Annotated in this window: 15 protein-coding genes; 2 read left to right on the top strand and 13 right to left on the bottom strand. The window is 68.0% G+C overall.

All coding sequences use genetic code 11. From position 1 onward, the window contains the following. Positions 1-115 precede the first annotated feature (115 nt). The 10 genes from AB0M45_RS28675 to AB0M45_RS28630 all read right to left on the bottom strand — a co-directional run bounded on the left by AB0M45_RS28675 (position 116) and on the right by AB0M45_RS28630 (position 13,831). The gene (locus AB0M45_RS28675) at positions 116-655 is read right to left on the bottom strand and encodes a DoxX family protein (protein WP_364335604.1); all 540 of its coding nucleotides are present in this window, start codon (positions 653-655) and stop codon (positions 116-118) included. 158 nt (positions 656-813) lie between these two features. Next, on the bottom strand, positions 814-2,175 hold the full coding sequence (locus tag AB0M45_RS28670) for an NCS2 family permease (RefSeq protein ID WP_364335602.1): 1,362 nt from the start codon (positions 2,173-2,175) through the stop codon (positions 814-816). 207 nt (positions 2,176-2,382) lie between these two features. After that, positions 2,383-4,956: an alpha-glucan family phosphorylase gene (glgP, locus tag AB0M45_RS28665; RefSeq protein WP_364335600.1), complete on the bottom strand. Its 2,574-nt coding sequence runs from the start codon at positions 4,954-4,956 to the stop codon at positions 2,383-2,385. Positions 4,957-5,478: 522 nt separating this feature from the next. Further along, positions 5,479-5,865 (bottom strand): hypothetical protein, encoded by a 387-nt coding sequence (locus AB0M45_RS28660; RefSeq protein WP_364335598.1) that lies wholly within the window; start codon positions 5,863-5,865, stop codon positions 5,479-5,481. Positions 5,866-5,939: 74 nt separating this feature from the next. Beyond that, on the bottom strand, positions 5,940-8,093 hold the full coding sequence (glgB, locus tag AB0M45_RS28655) for a 1,4-alpha-glucan branching protein GlgB (RefSeq protein WP_364335596.1): 2,154 nt from the start codon (positions 8,091-8,093) through the stop codon (positions 5,940-5,942). Then, the gene (locus AB0M45_RS28650; RefSeq protein WP_364335594.1) at positions 8,090-10,093 is read right to left on the bottom strand and encodes an alpha-1,4-glucan--maltose-1-phosphate maltosyltransferase; all 2,004 of its coding nucleotides are present in this window, start codon (positions 10,091-10,093) and stop codon (positions 8,090-8,092) included. Before AB0M45_RS28650 ends, glgB begins: the two co-directional genes overlap by 4 nt. A gap of 195 nt (positions 10,094-10,288) precedes the next feature. Then, on the bottom strand, positions 10,289-10,930 hold the full coding sequence (locus AB0M45_RS28645) for a LysE family translocator (protein ID WP_364335592.1): 642 nt from the start codon (positions 10,928-10,930) through the stop codon (positions 10,289-10,291). A 218-nt stretch (positions 10,931-11,148) separates the two neighbouring features. Next, entirely contained in the window at positions 11,149-11,991 is an 843-nt protein-coding gene (locus AB0M45_RS28640) for a tetratricopeptide repeat protein (protein WP_364335727.1), read from the bottom strand. 61 nt (positions 11,992-12,052) lie between these two features. Further along, the gene (locus AB0M45_RS28635; protein WP_364335590.1) at positions 12,053-12,421 is read right to left on the bottom strand and encodes a DUF3817 domain-containing protein; all 369 of its coding nucleotides are present in this window, start codon (positions 12,419-12,421) and stop codon (positions 12,053-12,055) included. A 231-nt stretch (positions 12,422-12,652) separates the two neighbouring features. Next, positions 12,653-13,831: an acetyl-CoA C-acetyltransferase gene (locus AB0M45_RS28630; RefSeq protein WP_364335588.1), complete on the bottom strand. Its 1,179-nt coding sequence runs from the start codon at positions 13,829-13,831 to the stop codon at positions 12,653-12,655. 120 nt (positions 13,832-13,951) lie between these two features. Here AB0M45_RS28630 and mce point away from each other — a divergent pair, with 120 nt between their 5' ends. Both mce and AB0M45_RS28620 read left to right on the top strand, forming a co-directional pair. Beyond that, a complete protein-coding gene (gene mce / locus AB0M45_RS28625) occupies positions 13,952-14,425 on the top strand; it encodes a methylmalonyl-CoA epimerase (protein WP_364335586.1) in 474 nt (157 codons plus the stop codon). An 86-nt stretch (positions 14,426-14,511) separates the two neighbouring features. Next, complete coding sequence (locus tag AB0M45_RS28620; protein WP_364335584.1) at positions 14,512-15,513, top strand: hypothetical protein; 1,002 nt, start codon at positions 14,512-14,514, stop codon at positions 15,511-15,513. A 270-nt stretch (positions 15,514-15,783) separates the two neighbouring features. On the opposite strand, the gene AB0M45_RS28615 is transcribed toward AB0M45_RS28620, so the two are convergent. From AB0M45_RS28615 to AB0M45_RS28605, 3 genes are read right to left on the bottom strand one after another with little or no spacing between them, the layout of a single operon-like run. Continuing rightward, positions 15,784-16,089: an ATP/GTP-binding protein gene (locus AB0M45_RS28615; protein ID WP_364335582.1), complete on the bottom strand. Its 306-nt coding sequence runs from the start codon at positions 16,087-16,089 to the stop codon at positions 15,784-15,786. Positions 16,090-16,136: 47 nt separating this feature from the next. After that, positions 16,137-16,826, bottom strand: coding sequence for an endonuclease NucS (gene nucS, locus AB0M45_RS28610; protein WP_364335580.1), 690 nt, complete (start codon positions 16,824-16,826; stop codon positions 16,137-16,139). A gap of 37 nt (positions 16,827-16,863) precedes the next feature. Beyond that, positions 16,864-17,001 (bottom strand): hypothetical protein, encoded by a 138-nt coding sequence (locus tag AB0M45_RS28605; RefSeq protein WP_364335578.1) that lies wholly within the window; start codon positions 16,999-17,001, stop codon positions 16,864-16,866. Between the last annotated feature and the right edge of the window lie 455 nt (positions 17,002-17,456).

The raw sequence follows: 17,456 nt of genomic DNA, 5'->3' as shown, positions 1-17,456 counted from the left end.
CTTCTGCTGCAACAGCAGAACGACGACCCAGCACGCCGCGGTGTGACATGACGTGGGCCACAAACGACCGCGGCGCGGCGACCCGAGGTCACCGCGCCGCGAATTCGGCGATGGCTCAGAGCGCCCACTTCAGGATCAGCGTGAGAACGCCGGTCACGACGGCGATGATCACCGCGCCCACACCCCACACGAATCCCTGACGCTCCCACGGACGTCCCGCGTCCAACGAGATCTTGCCGGGGCCGGTGAACGCCAGTCCCGCGGCGACGGCCGCGAACAGCACTCCCATCTCGTATCCCTTGCCGGTCAGCAGGCCACCGCTCCAGGTGACGTTGATCGCGTTGATCATGGTGCCGAGCACGATGGCGCCGGCCAGCGGTGTCAGCAGGCCGAGCAGGAGCAGCAGGCCGCCGCCGAGTTCGGTCAGGCCCGCCAGCGTCCCGAAGATCTTGCCCGGGTTGTAGCCCATCTGCTCGAAGCCGTCGGCGTTGGCTTGCCAGCCAAGGCCGCCCCACCAGCCGAAGAGTTTCTGTGCGCCGTGCGCGGCGAGCAAGCCGCCGAAGACGACTCGCACGATCAGCAAGCCGATGTCGGTGGAAATTACATCCAGCTGGGTGTTCCCATTGCTGCGTTCGAGTACGGATTTGATGGTCATGCTGGTCCTCATCCCTGCAAGTCGTTTCCCGGACATGGCGCCTCGGCAAAAAACCGGACTGCGGTCCGATTGTCGCACGAAGGGCTCAACTGCCCAACCCTTCGGCTTATTCCACGGTCCGGTCAGTGCGATAGTTCAGCCCTGAAGCGAGCGAGAGGTTACTCCGCGAGGAAGAAGAAGTAGCCGAGGAACACCACCATCAGCGCCCACATGGCCGGGTGCACTTCCTTGATCCGGCCCTTCGCCACCATGACCACCGGATACAGCAGCATGCCCATGGCCAGACCGTTGGCGATGGAGTATGTCAACGGCATCATCACGATGGTGACGAACGCCGGAACCGAGTACTCCAACCGGTTCCAATCGATCTGGCCGAGCGCCCGAGCCATGAGGATGCCGACCACGATCAGCGCGGGCGCGGTGATCTCCGGGGTCCCCGCCACCACCGCGAAGAGCGGATAGCAGAACATCGCGATCAGGAACCAGCCCGCCGTGGTCACGGCGGTCAGCCCGGTACGTCCGCCCGCCGAGACGCCCGCGGTGGACTCGACGTAGGCGGTGGTGGTCGAGGTGCCGATGACAGCGCCCGCCATGGTGCCTACCGAGTCCGCGGCCAGCGCGCTGGCGGCGCGCGGCAGCCTGCCGTCCTTGTCCAGCAGTCCGGCCTGGTTCGCGACGCCGATCAGGGTGCCGGAGGCGTCGAAGAAGTCCACGAACAGCATGGTGAGCACCACCACCGCCATTTGCGCGGTGAAGGCGTCCGGTAGGTGGACGATCGCCTGGCCGAAGGTGTGCTCGAGCCCCTTGGGTGCGGCGACCACGCCGCTGGGCAGATCCACCAAGCCGCTGACGATGCCGACGATGGTGGTGAGCACGATGCCGTAGAGCACCGCGCCGTGCCAGCCGATCACGAGGAACACCACGGTCACCAGCAGCCCGAACAACGCGAGCAGCGTCGTGCCCTTGGTGAAGTCGCCGAGGGTGACCAGCGTCGCTTCGCTGTTCACCACGATCCCCGCGTTCTTCAGTCCGAGGAACGCTACGAACAGCCCGATGCCCGCGCCGACAGCGAGCTTCAACTGCATCGGAATGGCGTTGAGGATGCGTTCGCGAACCTTTGTGACCGCGAGGACGAAGAAGACGACGCCCGACAGCAACGTGCCCGACAGCGCCACCTGCCACGGAATCCCCATGCCGAGCACGACCGAGTACGCGAAGAACGCGTTGAGCCCCATCCCCGGCGCGAGCGCGATCGGGTACCGGGCCCACACACCCATCACCAGCGTGCCGAACACCGCGGCGACGGCGGTCGCGGTGAACACGGCCTGCATGGGGATGCCCTTGTCGCCCAGCGGGCCCTGGTCGCCGAGAATCGCCGGGTTCACCGCGAGCACGTAGCACATGGCCAGGAACGTGACCGTTCCCGCCATGAGCTCCCGCTGCACGGTCGAGCCGGTCGATCGGACTCCGAAGTACCCGTCGACGCGTCCTCGGGTCCGGTGCAGAACGTCGGTGACCATGGCTGACTCCAGTGCGGAATGAAAAGGGCGTGCCAGGGCACGGTAGCCGACGTTTCACTACCTCCGGCACTCGCGTCGGACGGCTACGGCGCTTCCGTGATCAACGCCACCGGACGGACCGGCGGCGGCGCCATACTCCGGGGTTGCCCTATTCGGCCCCGGCCCTCTCGCCGGGCGCGACTGACGGGTCGGTCCGGATCGCTCGAGCTACGCGCTCGGCGCGGAGACCAAGCCGAGTTCCGCGTCGGAGGCCAGCAGGTCGTTGTGCGGCAGCACGCGCACGGTGTAGCCGACGGCTCCGGACAGCGGAACCGGAGTGTCGACAGTGAACAGCTCCACGCCGGAATCGGAGCCGCTGTGCGTCATCGGGACGGTCGTGATGTCGGAAAGGTCGTCGGTCGCGGACACCCGTCCGAGCACCGCCTGCACCACCACGTCCGAGACGCTCAACCCACCGAGCTCGACCCGCGCGGTCAGCGACAACCGCGCCCCGATGACCGGCGTGTCCGGCAGTCCCGCGCTGTCCACCTGGATCACCTTGACCGACGGCCACGCCGACTCCACCCGGTGGCGGTACTCGGCGATCGCGCCCGCGACCGCGAAATCGTCGGCTGTCGCCCGCTGGTAGGCCGCGGCGGCGGGGGCGTAGTACTCCATCGCGTAGTCGCGAACCATCCGCGAGGCCAGCACCTGCGGTCCCAAGGTCTGCAAGGTGTGCCGGACCATCTCGACCCAGCGCACCGGCATGCCCGACGCGTCGCGATCGTAGAAGCGCGGCGCGACGGTCCGCTCGAACAGGTCGTAGAGCGCGGCGGCCTCCAGGTCGTCACGGCGTTGCTCGTCACGGACGCCGTCCGCTGTGGGGATGGCCCAGCCGTTCTCGCCGTCGTACATCTCGTCCCACCAGCCGTCCCGGATGGACAGGTTGAGCCCGCCGTTCAGCGCGGACTTCATACCGGAGGTGCCGCACGCCTCCAGCGGCCGCAGCGGGTTGTTCAGCCAGACGTCGCAACCCCAGTACAGGAAGCGAGCCATCGACATGTCGTAGTCGGGCAGGAAGACGATCCGGTGCCGCACCTCGGGATCGTCGGCGAAGCGGACCACCTGCTGGATGAGCGCCTTGCCGCCGTCGTCGGCCGGGTGACTCTTGCCCGCGACCACCATCTGCATCGGACGGCGCGGGTCCAGCAGCAGGGCGCGCAACCGCTGCGGGTCGCGCAGCATCAGGGTGAGGCGTTTGTAGGTCGGCACCCGCCGCGCGAACCCGACGGTCAGCACGTTCGGATCGAAAACGCCGTTGATCCAGCCGAGTTCGGCCTCCGCCGCTCCGCGCTCCAGCCAGGACGCGCGCAATCGGCGGCGCACTTCCTCGACCAGGATGCCGCGCAGGGTGTTGCGCGTCGACCACAGCTCGGTGAGATCCACGTCCCGCAGCCGTTCCCAGCCGCGCGCCTCCTCGACCAGCTCCGCGCCGATGTGCTCGCGGGCCTTGTCCACCCATTCCCGCGCGGCCCAGGTGGTGGCGTGCACGCCGTTGGTGACCGACCCGATCGGCACCTCCGCGGGGTCGAATCCGGGCCACAGCGAGGCGAACATGGACCGGCTGACCTCGCCGTGCAACTTCGAGACGCCGTTGGCGCGCTGCGCGAGCCGCAGACCCATATGGGCCATGTTGAAGACGGAGGGGTCGGCTTCTCGTCCGAGCGCCACGATCCGGTCCACGGAAAGTCCTGGGAGCAGCGCGGATTCGGATTCGCCGTGCGCGCCGCCGAAGTAGCGGCGCACCATCGGCATCGGAAACCGATCGATGCCCGCCGGGACCGGAGTGTGCGTGGTGAACACCGTGCCTGCCCGTACCGCGGCCAGCGCGGCATCGAAATCCCTTCCGGCCGCCACGAATTCGCGAATGCGCTCCACGCCGAGGAAGCCCGCGTGGCCTTCGTTCATGTGGAACACGTCGGGATCGGGCAGCCCTTCCACCGCCGTGTAGGCGCGGACCGCGCGCACGCCGCCGATACCCGCCAGGATCTCCTGCCGGATCCGATGTTCCTGGTCGCCGCCGTAGAGGCGGTCGGTGACCGCGCGCAGTTCCGGATCGTTCTCGGCGATGTCCGAGTCGAGCAGCAGCAGGGGAATCCGGCCGACCTGCGCGATCCACACCCGCGCCCGCAGCACCCTGCCCTCGGGCATGGCCACGTGAATGAGCACCGGCGAACCACCCGAGGTGAGCGCGCGCAGCGGAAGGCCTTGCGGGTCCAGCGCCGGATAGTGCTCGGCCTGCCAGCCGTCCGCGGACAACGACTGCCGGAAATACCCCGAGCGGTACAGCAGTCCGACGCCGATCAGCGGCAATCCCAGGTCGGAGGCGGCCTTCAGGTGATCACCGGCCAGGATGCCCAGCCCACCCGAGTAGTTCGGCAGCACCTCGGTAACGCCGAACTCCATCGAGAAGTAGGCGATGCCGCGCACTCCCTCCTCCCCCGCGCGACGCTGGAACCAGCCCGGCGCCGCCAGGTAGTCGCGCAGGTCCGCGACCGCGCCGTCCACGCGCGCGACGTAATCCGGATCGGCGGCCAGCTCGTCCAACCGCGCCGCGGGCACCTCGCCCAGCATCCGGACCGGATCATGCCCCATGTCCTGCCACCGCAGCGGATCCAACGCGGCGAACAGGTCTTGCGTCGGCGGATGCCACGACCAGCGCAGGTTGGTGGCGAGCTCACCCAGGGCCGCCAAACGCTCGGGCAGATGGGCACGGACGGTGAAACGACGCAATGCCTTCATTGGAAAAAACTTACCGGCTCGCCACGGCCTCGGAGCCGTCACGCGTGGGTCTTGCCATCCTGTTCGGCGAATTCGAACGCCGCGACGGCGTGATCGATCGCGTGCCGGTGCCGTGGGTCGGTGAAGCCCCGGATCGTGCAGCCCGTGTCACGGAACGGACACGTGACGCTCACCGGCGGGTTTGCCGCAAACTCCGCCCACCTGGAGTCCTGGCCATCGTCGCGACGTACGGCATGCCGCTACCCGATCGAGACCCGCGACCGGTTGTGAACTCCCGACCGCGGGGCAAACCCACAAGCTGTGCGGACCATCCGGCCGCATCAACCGAATCAGTCCGGGAGTGATCAAGATGTGGACGACAGCACACCCGAATCGCGCCCGCAAACGCCACTTGTCGCGGGCTGGAGTAGGCATCACGGGGATCGGAGCCATCGCGACCGCACTCGTGCTCGTCGCACCGAACGCCGGGGCGGCAGTCACATCGGTCAACGCGGCCCAAGGAATGACCTTCGGTTTCGCGAACTACGGAACCAACTGCGAGTACCGCGTGACGGCCATGATGGACAGTGCCTCATCTTCCGACCCGGTCACGTTCACCGACAGCGCCGCGGGAACTTTCTCGCCGAATCCCGCGCAGGTGACCAGCAACCAGGCCACCACGACCTGGACGCCGACCGCGACCGGACAACACACCATCTCCGCGACACAAGGCCCCTCCACGACACCAGGGACCTCCATGACGCAGGGAACGGCCGCCGTGAGCACACCAGCGATGACGGTCGGCAACGGCATCAACGTCGGCATAGCGTGCCTGACAATGCCGTAAGCGCCGCACAGCGGTGCGGCGCGAGCGAGCAGCATGCGGCCACAGCGGCCGCTCAGGCTGATCAACGGGGACCGCACGCCCATCGGGCACCCTGAACGGCTCGCTCACCCAGACGCTATCCGCAACGCGGCTGACGCGCGGCCACGTCGACCCATCGTCAGGCGGGCCGCAACCAGACCGCGCTGTTCGGCGCCAGTGTCACCGTGGCCGAGGCGGGCCGGTCATGCCATGGCTCGTCGGTGGCCATCACCTCGCCGAGGTTGCCGATACCGGAGCCGCTGTAGTGCACCGCGTCGGTGTTGAGCAGTTCGAGCCAGCGGCCCGCGTGCGGGAGGCCGACGCGGTAGGCCTCGTGCATCGATCCGGAGAAGTTGTAAACGCACGCGACGACCGAGCCGTCCGAGCCGTAACGCAGGAACGCCAGCACGTTGTTGGCGCGGTCGTTCGCTTCGATCCACGCGTAGCCGCCCGGCGTGGTGTCCTGACTCCACAGGGCGGGGTAGGCGCGGTAGACCGCGTTCAGGTCCCGCACCAGCGCGGTTACGCCCTGGTGCAGGGGGTTGTCCAGTTCGTGCCAGTCCAGGCCGCGGTCGTGCGACCACTCCCGGAACTGGCCGAAGTCCTGGCCCATGAACAGCAATTGCTTGCCGGGATGAGCCCACATGTAGGCCAGTAGCGCCCGTACGCCGCAGGCCTTGGCGAAATCGTCACCCGGCATCCTGGTCCAGAGCGTGCCCTTGCCGTGCACCACCTCGTCGTGGCTGATCGGCAGCACGTAGTTCTCGCTCCAGGCGTACATCAGCGAGAAAGTGATCTCGTTGTGGTGCCAGCTGCGGTGCACGGGGTCGCGACCGAGGAACCCGAGGGTGTCGTGCATCCAGCCCATGTTCCACTTCATGGTGAACCCGAGTCCGCCGACGTCGGTGCCACGGGTGACGCCGGGCCAGGTGGTGGACTCCTCGGCGATGGTGACCACGCCGGGGTGGTTGCGGTGCACGGTGTCGTTGAGGTCTTGGAGGAAGTCGACGGCCTCCAGGTTCTCCCGGCCACCGTGCACGTTGGGTTCCCACTCGCCTTCCGCGCGGGAGTAATCCAGGTAGAGCATGGAGGCGACCGCGTCCACGCGCAGGCCGTCGATGTGGAATTCCTCGATCCAGTAGCGCGCGTTGGCGACCAGGAAGTTGCGCACTTCGCGTCTGCCGAAGTCGAAGACGTAGGTGCCCCAGTCGAGTTGCTCACCGCGGCGCGGGTCGGCGTGTTCGTAGAGCGGGGTGCCGTCGAAACGGGCCAGCGCCCATTCATCGCGGGGGAAGTGCGCCGGCACCCAGTCCAGCAGTACCCCGATGTCCGCGGCGTGCATGCGGTCGACGAACGCGCGGAAGTCGTCGGGAGAACCGAAGCGCGCCGTCGGCGCGTAGTAGGAGGTGACCTGGTATCCCCATGAGCCACCGAACGGATGCTCGGCGATGGGGAGCAATTCGATGTGGGTATATCCGGCCGCCTGCACGTATTCGGCGAGCTGGTCGGCCAGTTCCCGGTAGCCGAGGCCAGGACGCCATGAGCCGAGATGCACTTCGTAGACGCTCATCGGCGCTCGGGCCGGGTCGGTGGCCGTACGCCGCTCGAGCCAGGCGTGGTCGTTCCACACGTAGTGGCTTTCGGTGACCACCGAAGCCGTGGCCGGGGGTTGTTCGGTGGCGAAGGCCAGCGGGTCTGCGTGATCGACGGTGCGTCCGTCGGCGCCGTGCACGCGGTATTTGTATTTCGTGCCCGGTCCGACACCGGGGACGAAGACCTCCCAGATACCGGACGAACCCAGCGAGCGCATCGGCGCGGTGCTGCCGCTCCAGCCGTCGAAATCCCCGAACACGGTGACACCGCGCGCGTTCGGCGCCCACACCGCGAACGACGTGCCCTCTACTTCGCCGTCCAGGGTGGCGTACCGGCGCGGATGCGCGCCGAGCACTTCCCACAGGCGCTCGTGGCGGCCCTCGCCGATGAGATGCAGGTCGAGTTCGCCGAGCGTGGGCAGGAAGCGGTAACCATCGGCGCTGATGATCGTCTGCCCGCCCGGATAGGTGGTCACGACGCGATAGTCCATGAGATCGGGGTACGGCACCACCGCGGCGAACACGCCGTGACCCAGCGATTTCAGTGCATGGTCGACGCCACCCACTCGCACCGACACCGTTTCCGCGTGCGCGCGCAGCACCCGCACGGCCGTGCCGTCGGGATGGGGATGCGCGCCGAGCACGGTGTGCGGGTCGGCGTGCGTGCCCGCCGCGAGCAGCATGAGGTCGCGTCGCCTCATCGCAGCGTCCTGCGGTAGGCCAGTTCGGTGCGAGCCTGCTGGGACACCGGCGGCAACGTGATGATGTGCGCGACGGCGCGGGCGGGGTCCAATCGCACGTAATTGGTCTGAGCCCAGTGATATTCCTCGCCGCTGACCTCGTCGTACACCACGGGGTGGTCGTGCCACTCACGTCCGATCGCGGGCAGGTCGAGCGAGAGCATGCCCCACTCGGCGGCGAACGGATTCAGGTTCACCACGATCAGTACGGCGTCGCCGCTGGCTGGGTCGATCTTGGAGTAGGCGAGCAGCGCGTCGTTGTCCACGTGATGGAAGTGCAGGCAGCGCAACTGTTGCAGGGCCGGATGCGCGCGACGGATCTCGTTGAGCCTGGTGAGCCACGGCTCCAACGATTCCCCGCGCGCCAGCGCGTCGGCGAACGGGCGCGGACGCAGTTCGTACTTTTCCGAGTCCAGGTACTCCTCGCTGCCCGGACGCACCGCCTGATGCTCGAACAGCTCGAAACCCGAATAGACGCCCCAGCTGGGCGCGAGGGTGGCGGCCAGCACCGCGCGGATGGCGAACATGCCCGGACCGCCGTGCTGAAGGGTCTCGTGCAGGATGTCCGGGGTGTTCACGAACAGGTTCGGGCGCGCCTCGTCGGCCTTCGCGGCCAGTTCGTTGCCGAACTCGGTGAGCTCCCACTTCGCCACCCGCCAGGTGAAATATGTGTAGGACTGGCTGAATCCGCGCCGGGCCAGCCCATAGAGCCGGGCGGGGCGGGTGAACGCCTCGGACAGGAAGAGCACGTCCGGGTCGGTGCGGCGCACGTTCGCGATCAGCCATTCCCAGAAATCGGCGGGCTTGGTGTGCGGGTTGTCGACGCGGAAGATATTGACGCCCAAACTGATCCAGTGCCGCACTACACGCAGCACCTCGGCGTAGAGGCCATCGGGGTCGTTGTCGAAGTTGACCGGGTAGATGTCCTGGTACTTCTTGGGCGGGTTCTCGGCGTAGGCGATGCTGCCGTCGGGCAGGGTGACGAACCATTCCGGATGTGCCCGCACCCACGGATGGTCGGGCGCGCATTGCAATGCGAGATCGAGCGCAACCTCCAGGCCGAGTCGGTGCGCCGCCGCGACGAACCCGGCGAAATCGGCCTCCGTGCCCAGCTCGGGGTGCACGGCATCGTGGCCGCCGTGCTTCGAACCGATCGCCCACGGCGAGCCGACATCCCCCGGCTCCGCGGTGAGCGCGTTGTTGCGGCCTTTGCGATTCACCTCGCCGATCGGGTGGATGGGCGGCAGATACACCACATCGAAGCCCATACCGGCGATACGCGGGAGTTGCTCGGCCGCGGTCGCGAAGGTGCCATGGATCGGCTTGCCGGTGACGTCGCGGCCGCCGGTCGAGCGCGGGAAGAATTCGTACCAGGAGCCGAACAGCGCGCGGTTCCGCTCGACGTGCACGGTGTGCTGCGGGCCGCGGGTGACCAGGTCGCGCAGCGGTGTGGCGCGCAGAATGTCGGCGACCTCCTCGGTGAAGGCCGGGGCCACCCGCGCGGGTAGCTGCTCGGCGCTGCGCAGTGCCGCCGCGACCGCGCGCAAGCGCTCGAACTGCTTCTTCGCGACGGCCTGCGCCGCGCGCTCGAACAGCCGGGCACCCAGCTCCAAGTCGTTGGCCAAATCGGCGGCGCTCTGCCCGACGGCCAGCTTCGCCTCGATCGCCGACCGCCAGGTGGCGATGGGGTCACTCCACCCTTCGATGCGGTAGGTCCAGGCGCCTGGAGCGTTCGGAGTGAACGTGGCATTGAACACGTCGGGTTCGTGGTCCGGCGTCATGCGGACACGGGACGGTCGCGACGCGCCAGGGCCTTTCACGACCAGCGTGGCGGCGACAGCGTCGTGGCCTTCTCGCCACACCACGGTGCGTACCGGGAAAACCTCGCCGACCACGGCCTTGGCAGGTCGACCGCCTGCGATGGACGGGGCAGTGTCATCGATAGCGATGCGGCCGGTCACGGGGACCAACCTACCGGTACACCACGCCGCGGACCGGATCAGCGGGCATTCCGGAGCGGATCGGGACGTGGCGCGATATGCGTGAGCAGGGCGGCCCGGTCAGTGTGCGTCCGTGGTGAGTTGCGCGTTCGCTCCCGCTGTAAGCCGATCCGGCCCACATGGTCGGGGAACGCGCCGATATGCGCGCCCGCCCGGTCAGCGTGCGTCCGCGGCGAGTCCGAGACCCAAGGCGACCAAGACCGCGGCGAGCGTGCGTTCGACCCGCTGTCTGATCCCGGTCCGGCGCAGCCAAGTTCCCGCGCGATCGGCGGCCAGCACCACCCCGACACACCAGGCGGTGTCGATCACCAGCTGAATGAGCGCCAGGATCACCACGGTCGGCAACACCGGACCACTGGCAGGCAGGAATTGCGGAAGGATCGTCAACCCGAAGACAGCGGCTTTCGGGTTCGCCGCGATCGAGAGCAGCGATGCCCGGAAGGCGGAGCCGGGTGTGCGGCCCGACGGGAGCATCTTCGTCATCGCGCTACCGAACTCGTCGCCACCGCGCGCACCCCGCCACGCCTGCACGCCGAGCCAGATCAACACCAGGGCCCCGACGATGTGCACCGCTGTATGCATTGCCCTGTTCGCGACCAAGAGCACCGAGAGCCCGGCCCCGCCCGCGAGCGTCCAGCCGAGCACGCCGATTTCGTTTCCGGCCACGGCCGCCAAACCCGCGGTGCGTCCGTCCCGTACGGAGCGCTGCAGGAACAGAGCGGTCGCCGGTCCAGGCAGAGCCGCGAGAACCAGGCAGGCCAGCAGGAATTGAGGAAGAACGTGAACCCAGTGCGGCATCAGCCGATGGTCCCAGTTCCGCCCCGGCCCTGCCATTGGTTTCCGCGGCCGGTTCCCTGATGTCCCGACAAGTCGCGGTGGCAGCACCCGTGGTCGAGGCCGAAGAGCGTGCGGCCTCCCTGCCGTCGCCGATACCTCCCGACGCCGACCAAACGTCACCTGAAGCGCGGTCAACTCGAATAGGTGCTCGGCACGCTGAGCGACGCGGTGTCGCGGGCTCAGTACAGCGCGGCGGCCAGCTTGCGGCGCGCGGCCGCGACGAACGGCTCGGCCTGGTCGAACAGCTCGAACAGCTCCAGCAGACGGGTGCGCGCCTTCGTGCGCTCGTCGCCCGACGTGCGCTTGACGACCTCGATCAGCCGGTCGAAGGCCGCCTCCGGTCGCTGCTGGAACAGTTCCAGGTCGGCGGCGTCGATCGCGGCGTCGACATTGGACGGGTCGGCGTCCGCGATCGCGATGGCCGATTCCGGCAGCTCCTGCGCCCGGGCGAGGAACCGGAGCTGGCGCAGTGCGCCCTTGGCCTCCTCGTTCGCCGGCTCGGCAGCGAGGATGGCCTCGTAGGCCGCCTCCGCGCCGGCCAGATCGCCCTGTTCCAAGGCCGCCTCAGCCGCCGCGAAGCGCGGGTCCTCGGCGGGCTGCTGCGGCGCTCCACCCTCCAGCTTGCCCGCCACCGCGTCGATCACCGCGTCCAGCCATTGCCGAACCTGCGGCTCCGGCTGCGCGCCCTCGAAGTCGGCCAGCGGTTGTCCGGCCGCGATCGCGATCACCGTGGGAATGCCCTGCACCCGCAGCGCCTGGGCGATGCGCATGTTGGCCTCGGCCTCGACGGTGGCCAGGTCCCAGGCGCCGCCGGCGGCGGCCACCAGACGCTCCAGCGTCCGGACCAGTTCGACGCTGCCCGGGCTGCGCTGCGAGTACAGCACGACCACCACGGGCACCTGCATCGAGCGACGCAGGACCTTGGTCTCGAAATCGGCCTCGGACACCGCGTAGTCACCGGCCGCACCGCCCGCGCCACTCGCGGGCTGCTTCAGGCTGGACAGATCGACCGCGCCGGACATGGCGGCGGCGACAGCGGGCGAAGGACGGCGTGCGGCTGGTCGATTCACGGCTTCCAGTTTGTCACGACGTGGCCGACGCGGGCGCCGCGGACTCGGCCGACGCGGCATTGCTCAACTCACCCAGCTGACCCGAACGCACCGCCCAGACCTCGAACAGCACCGTGCAGAACGGCGGAATGCTCGACACCAGCGCCAGCACGGTGGTCCTGACGCCCCAGCCCAGCTCGCGCGCCGCCACGATCGCGGTGATCACGAACAGGATGAAGATGATGCCGTGCGTCATGCCGAACACCTTGACCGGCCACAGCACCGGCTCGGGAATCCGCTTGAACACCATGCCGATGATCAGCAGAACCCAGGAGATCGCCTCCAGCACCGCGATGAAACGAAACCGCTTGGCCACGGTGCTCAGGTCGAAGACATTGCCCATGCGCCCATTCTGCCGGACGCACCCGGATGCACTACGGACTGTCGTAGTTGAACTGATCACACTCGGACATTCCGCCCGGGCATGTCCGTCACGCAGCAGGCCCACGCCGCACTCCGGCCCGATCGTGACCCCACCACTCCACGACCCGATGCTCCGCCGGCGACACGGCAAAGCCCACGGGTCCACCGACCTCGCGCTGGTGTCGAGGTGGTCGCCCGTGCCTGCCCGTCGTCAGACGCGGACGATCAGCGCGTCACCCTGACCGCCACCACCGCAGAGTGCGGCCGCGCCCACACCGCCACCACGGCGCTTCAACTCCAGCACCAGGTGCAGCAGGATGCGCGCGCCCGACATGCCCAGCGGGTGGCCGATGGCGATGGCGCCGCCGTTGACGTTCACCTTCTCCGGGTCGATGCCCAGCTTGCGGGTGGAGGCGACGCCGACTGCGGCGAACGCCTCATTGATCTCCACCAGGTCCAAGTCGGCGGGTGAAATGCCTTCGCGGGCGCACGCCTTGGCAATGGCGTTGGCGGGCTGGTCCTGCAGGGTCGAGTCCGGGCCCGCGACCACGCCCGCGGCGCCGATCTCGGCGATCCAGCTCAGACCGAGCGACTGCGCCTTCTCCTTGCTCATCACCACGACCGCGGCCGCACCGTCGGAGATCTGCGAGGCGGTACCCGCGGTGATGGTGCCGTTTTTCCTGAAGGCCGGGCGCAGCTTGCCCAGTGACTCGGCCGTGGTGTCGGCGCGGATCCCCTCGTCGGTGGTCACCAGCACCGGATCGCCCTTGCGCTGCGGCACCGCGACCGGGACCACCTCGTCATCGAAGACGCCGTTCTTCCACGCCGCCGCCGCACGCTGGTGCGAGGCAGCAGCGAACGCGTCCTGGTCCTCTCGGCTGACCGGCTCGGCGTCGTTGCGCTGCTCGGTGAGCGCGCCCATCGCCTGGTCGGTGAAGATGTCGTGCAGGCCGTCGTAAGCCATGTGGTCGCGCAGCGTCACGTCACCGTATTTGAAGCCTTCGCGGCTCTTTTCGAGCAGATGCGGCGCCTGGCTCATGGACTCCTGGCCGCCCGCGACGACGATCTCGTACTCGCCCGCCCGGATCAACTGGTCCGCGAGAGCGATCGCGTTGATGCCGGACAGGCAGACCTTGTTCAACGTCAGCGCGGGCACGTCCATGGGAATGCCCGCGGCCACCGCCGCCTGGCGGGCCGGAATCTGGCCGGCACCGGCGGTGAGCACCTGGCCCATGATCACGTAGTCGACCTGGTCGGGCGCGATGCCGCCCTTCTCCAGCGCCGCCTTGATGGCGAAACCGCCCAAATCGGAGCCGCTGAAGTCCTTCAGACCCCCGAGCAGCCGGCCGACCGGGGTACGCGCACCGGAGACGATCACGGAAGTGGTCACGACGAGCCTCGCATTCGTAGATCTGCCCGCGCCTATCGGCGGCGCGAGAGCAAGTTTTCCTACTCAACGGTAGCGGGTCCGGCCCACGCGGCCCGGGCCAGGTCGCGCTACGTTCGACTGGTGAGCACCGTTACGGATCAGTCATCTTTCATCCCCGCGGACTACGTGACCGCGGTCGACCACGTCGGCATCGCGGTGCCCGACCTGGACGCCGCCGTGGCCTGGTACGCCGAGCACCTCGGCATGGTCGAGACCCATCGCGAGGTGAACGAGTCGCAGGGCGTGCACGAGGCGATGCTGTCGCTGCCCGGCGCCCCGGACCGAGCGACCGCCCTGCAATTGCTGGCGCCGCTGAACGCGGACTCCACCATCGCGAAGTTCATCGACCGCAGCGGCCCCGGCTTGCAGCAACTGGCCTACCGGGTGACCGACATCGACGCCGTCTCCGCGTACCTCCGCGCCAAGGGGCTGCGTTTGCTGTACGAGGCTCCGCGGCACGGAACGGCCGATTCCCGCATCAATTTCATCCACCCGAAGGATGCTGGCGGTGTGCTGATCGAGTTGGTCGAACCGAACGCGAATGTTACGCACTAGTATCAAGGTCAGGTCGAGAAAACTCGTTGGAATGACATTCGCAGTCGAGTCACCATCGGCTGTCTTCAGGCTGTAGTTTGTGTGCCATGTCGTCACCCGAGTCCGATCGCAATCGCTTCGTTGCACTGCCCTTCACCGTTGTGCGCAAGGGTTATGCGCAAGACGAGGTGCGTAATTACTTCGACCGCTTCGACGCGGAACTGAGAGTCACCGCCACCGACCGCGATGCCGCTGCGGCACAAGCACGTAACCTCGCAAGCCAGTTGGAAGACGCGCGCGACGAGATCGACGAACTCCGCAAGGAGGTCGACCGACTCTCGGTGCCGCCCACCACCGCGGAAGGCATGTCCGACCGCATTTCCCGCATGCTGCGCCTGGCCTCCGATGAGGCGTCCGAGGTCCGTGCCCTGGCGCAGGCCGAGGCAGCGGAAATGGTGTCGATCGCCGAGCAGCAGGCCACCGAGATGCGTGGCAAGTACGAGTCGCTGCTCGCGGAGACCAAGGAGAAGCGCGAGGCGCTCGAAATCGAATTCGAGCAGACCCTCGCGAACGCACGCACCGAGTCCGCCAAGATCATCGAGGCCGCCCAGGCCGAGGCCGACCGCATCGCGAAGGAAGCCGACGCGAAGCGCAAGGCCACCCAGCAGGACTTCGAGGCCACCATGGCCGAGCGTCGCACCAAGCTCACCCGCGCCATGGAAGAGCTGGAGGCCACCAGCCGCGCCGAGGCCGCCCAGCGGATCAAGGACGCCACCGACGAGGCCAACCGCCTCATCACCTCCGCCACCCAGACCTCCGAGCGCAAGATCGCGCACGCGAAGGAACTGGCCGAGGAGATGCGCGTGCTGCGCGGCCGCGTGCTCGCCCAGCTGCTCGGAATCCGCGGTCAGCTCGACTCGGTGCCCGCGATGCTCGCCGCGGTCAACCGGGAAAGCGAACTGCTGGACGGCGTTCCGGATCAGCGCAAGTCGATCGGCGGCAACACCAAGTCGGTCACCGGCTCGCGCCAGAAGGCGATCCCCGAGGTCGCCACTGAGGACGACGAGATCGACTCGGACGAGCGCGAGAGCGCCGACATCAGCAACTGACGTCGGGCCCACGGCGACTGAAGCAGTACCTCAACCGAATTCACCGAAGGCCGCCCCCATCGGGGCGGCCTTCCCTAATTCCAGGCGAGTGTTCCTCCAGGCCCGCAACGGCATTCGCACCCGCCGAACACCAGCAGCAGGCGTCAGGTGTACGCCGGGCTCGTTCAGACCTCCCATGCCGCGCGCTGCCGTCCATCTGCGCACAACTCCCAGGCGATCAGCGCCGTGGCGCTCCTGAGCTCCCTAGTGTGCCTGCGGGACCGGCCTTGGTCAGGACCAGCGCCGGGTGATTCTGCGTGTGCGGCGGCTGTTCCAGCATCCGCGGTGCCAATGCCTGCGATCGTCCTCGCCGCCGGAGGCGGGCCAGGCGACGATGTGGGCGACGCCGGGCGCGATTTCGTGGTCGCAGCCGGGGCAGCGGTAGGTCTTGATCGCACGAGTGCCCGGGATGGTGCGGACGACATAGGTCTCGTCACCGTCCGGTCCCGCCTCCGTCCGCCCGAATACGCCCCCGAGCGGCGCAACGGTCCGCGATCGATCAGCGTGGCGATCCGAATGCGGCTTCCGGCGGGGCATGCGACAAGCCTATTACCCACCCGGGAGCAGCCCGCACACCCCGGGCTTCAGAAGAGGCGGAATTCGTTGCTCTCCGTGCCGCGCAGGGCGTCGTAATCGAGGGTGAGGCAGCGGATGCCGCGATCCTCGGCGAGCGTGCGCGCCTGCGGTTTGATCTGCTGGGCCGCGAAGACGCCGGTGACCGGCGCTAGCAGGGGGTCGCGGTTGAGCAGCTCCAGGTAACGGGTGAGCTGTTCGACGCCGTCGATCTCGCCACGTCGTTTGATCTCGACCGCGACCGTGCCGCCGTCGGCGTCCCGGCACAGCAGGTCGACCGGCCCGATCGCGGTCATGTATTCGCGGCGGATGAGTGTGTAGCCCGCGCCGAGCGTCTGCACGTGCTCGGCGAGCAGCTCCTGGAGGTGAGCCTCCACCCCGTCCTTCACCAAGCCGGGATCGACGCCCAGCTCATGCGAGGAGTCGTGCTCGATGTCCTCGATGGTGATGCGGAGTTCTTCCCCGGCCTTGTTTGCGACGACCCACAGCGCCTTCGCTCCCTCTGGGAGCGGTGTGTCGCCGTTGCGTTCCTCCAGCCAGCACGGCGGGCTCATCCAGTTCAGCGGCTTGTACGAGCCGCCGTCGGAATGTACGAGCACCGAGCCGTCCGCTTTCATCAGCAGTAGCCTGCGGGCCATCGGAAGATGGGCGGTGAGTCGCCCTACGTAGTCGACCTGGCAGCGAGCAATCACTAGGCGCACCCAAGCACTGTAGGTGAGCACCGAACGGCGGTTGCGCTCAGCCCATGAGCAGCATCGCCGCGAGAAGCGCGCTCGCCGCCGGCAGCGCGGTTTCGACCCGGGTCAGCCTGCGCCGGGTGGTTGCAATGGCGTGAATCATGAAGAACCCGGCGGCCACGCCGAGGGTGAACGCCACCAGGTGACCGACGTGGGTGAAAGTCCGCCCGCCTCGAGACGCCGCCGACCGCGACGACGACCACACTGGGGCCCAAGCAAACCAACACCGCTGCGGCACGGCCCCGACCAGTGCCACGGCCCGTAGCCGACTCCGACGTCCTCGGCCCAACGGAGGCTCGCTGGCACCCATCCGGCCTCCACAGCCACCCACAAACCGGCCGCAACGCGCAGCGCCGACGTGACCGGCCAGGGAGACACAAACCAAACGAATTGCGCCCAAACGCAGTTCGGGCGAGGGCGAGAAGACCCGCCGGCAACGGGATGATGACCCGGGCTCCCATTTCTAGTGAGTTGCTTCGCAACAGCAGTTGCGGCCGTAAAACGACGAAAGGCCCTCGACTGTGTCGAGGGCCTTTCGTGAAGGATGTTCCGGCGGTGTCCTACTCTCCCACACCCTGTCGAGTGCAGTACCAT

Origin of the sequence: Nocardia sp. NPDC051787 (genome assembly GCF_040681325.1) — a bacterium.
Classification (GTDB): domain Bacteria; phylum Actinomycetota; class Actinomycetes; order Mycobacteriales; family Mycobacteriaceae; genus Nocardia.
This window is presented reverse-complemented; position numbering and strand designations above follow the sequence as displayed.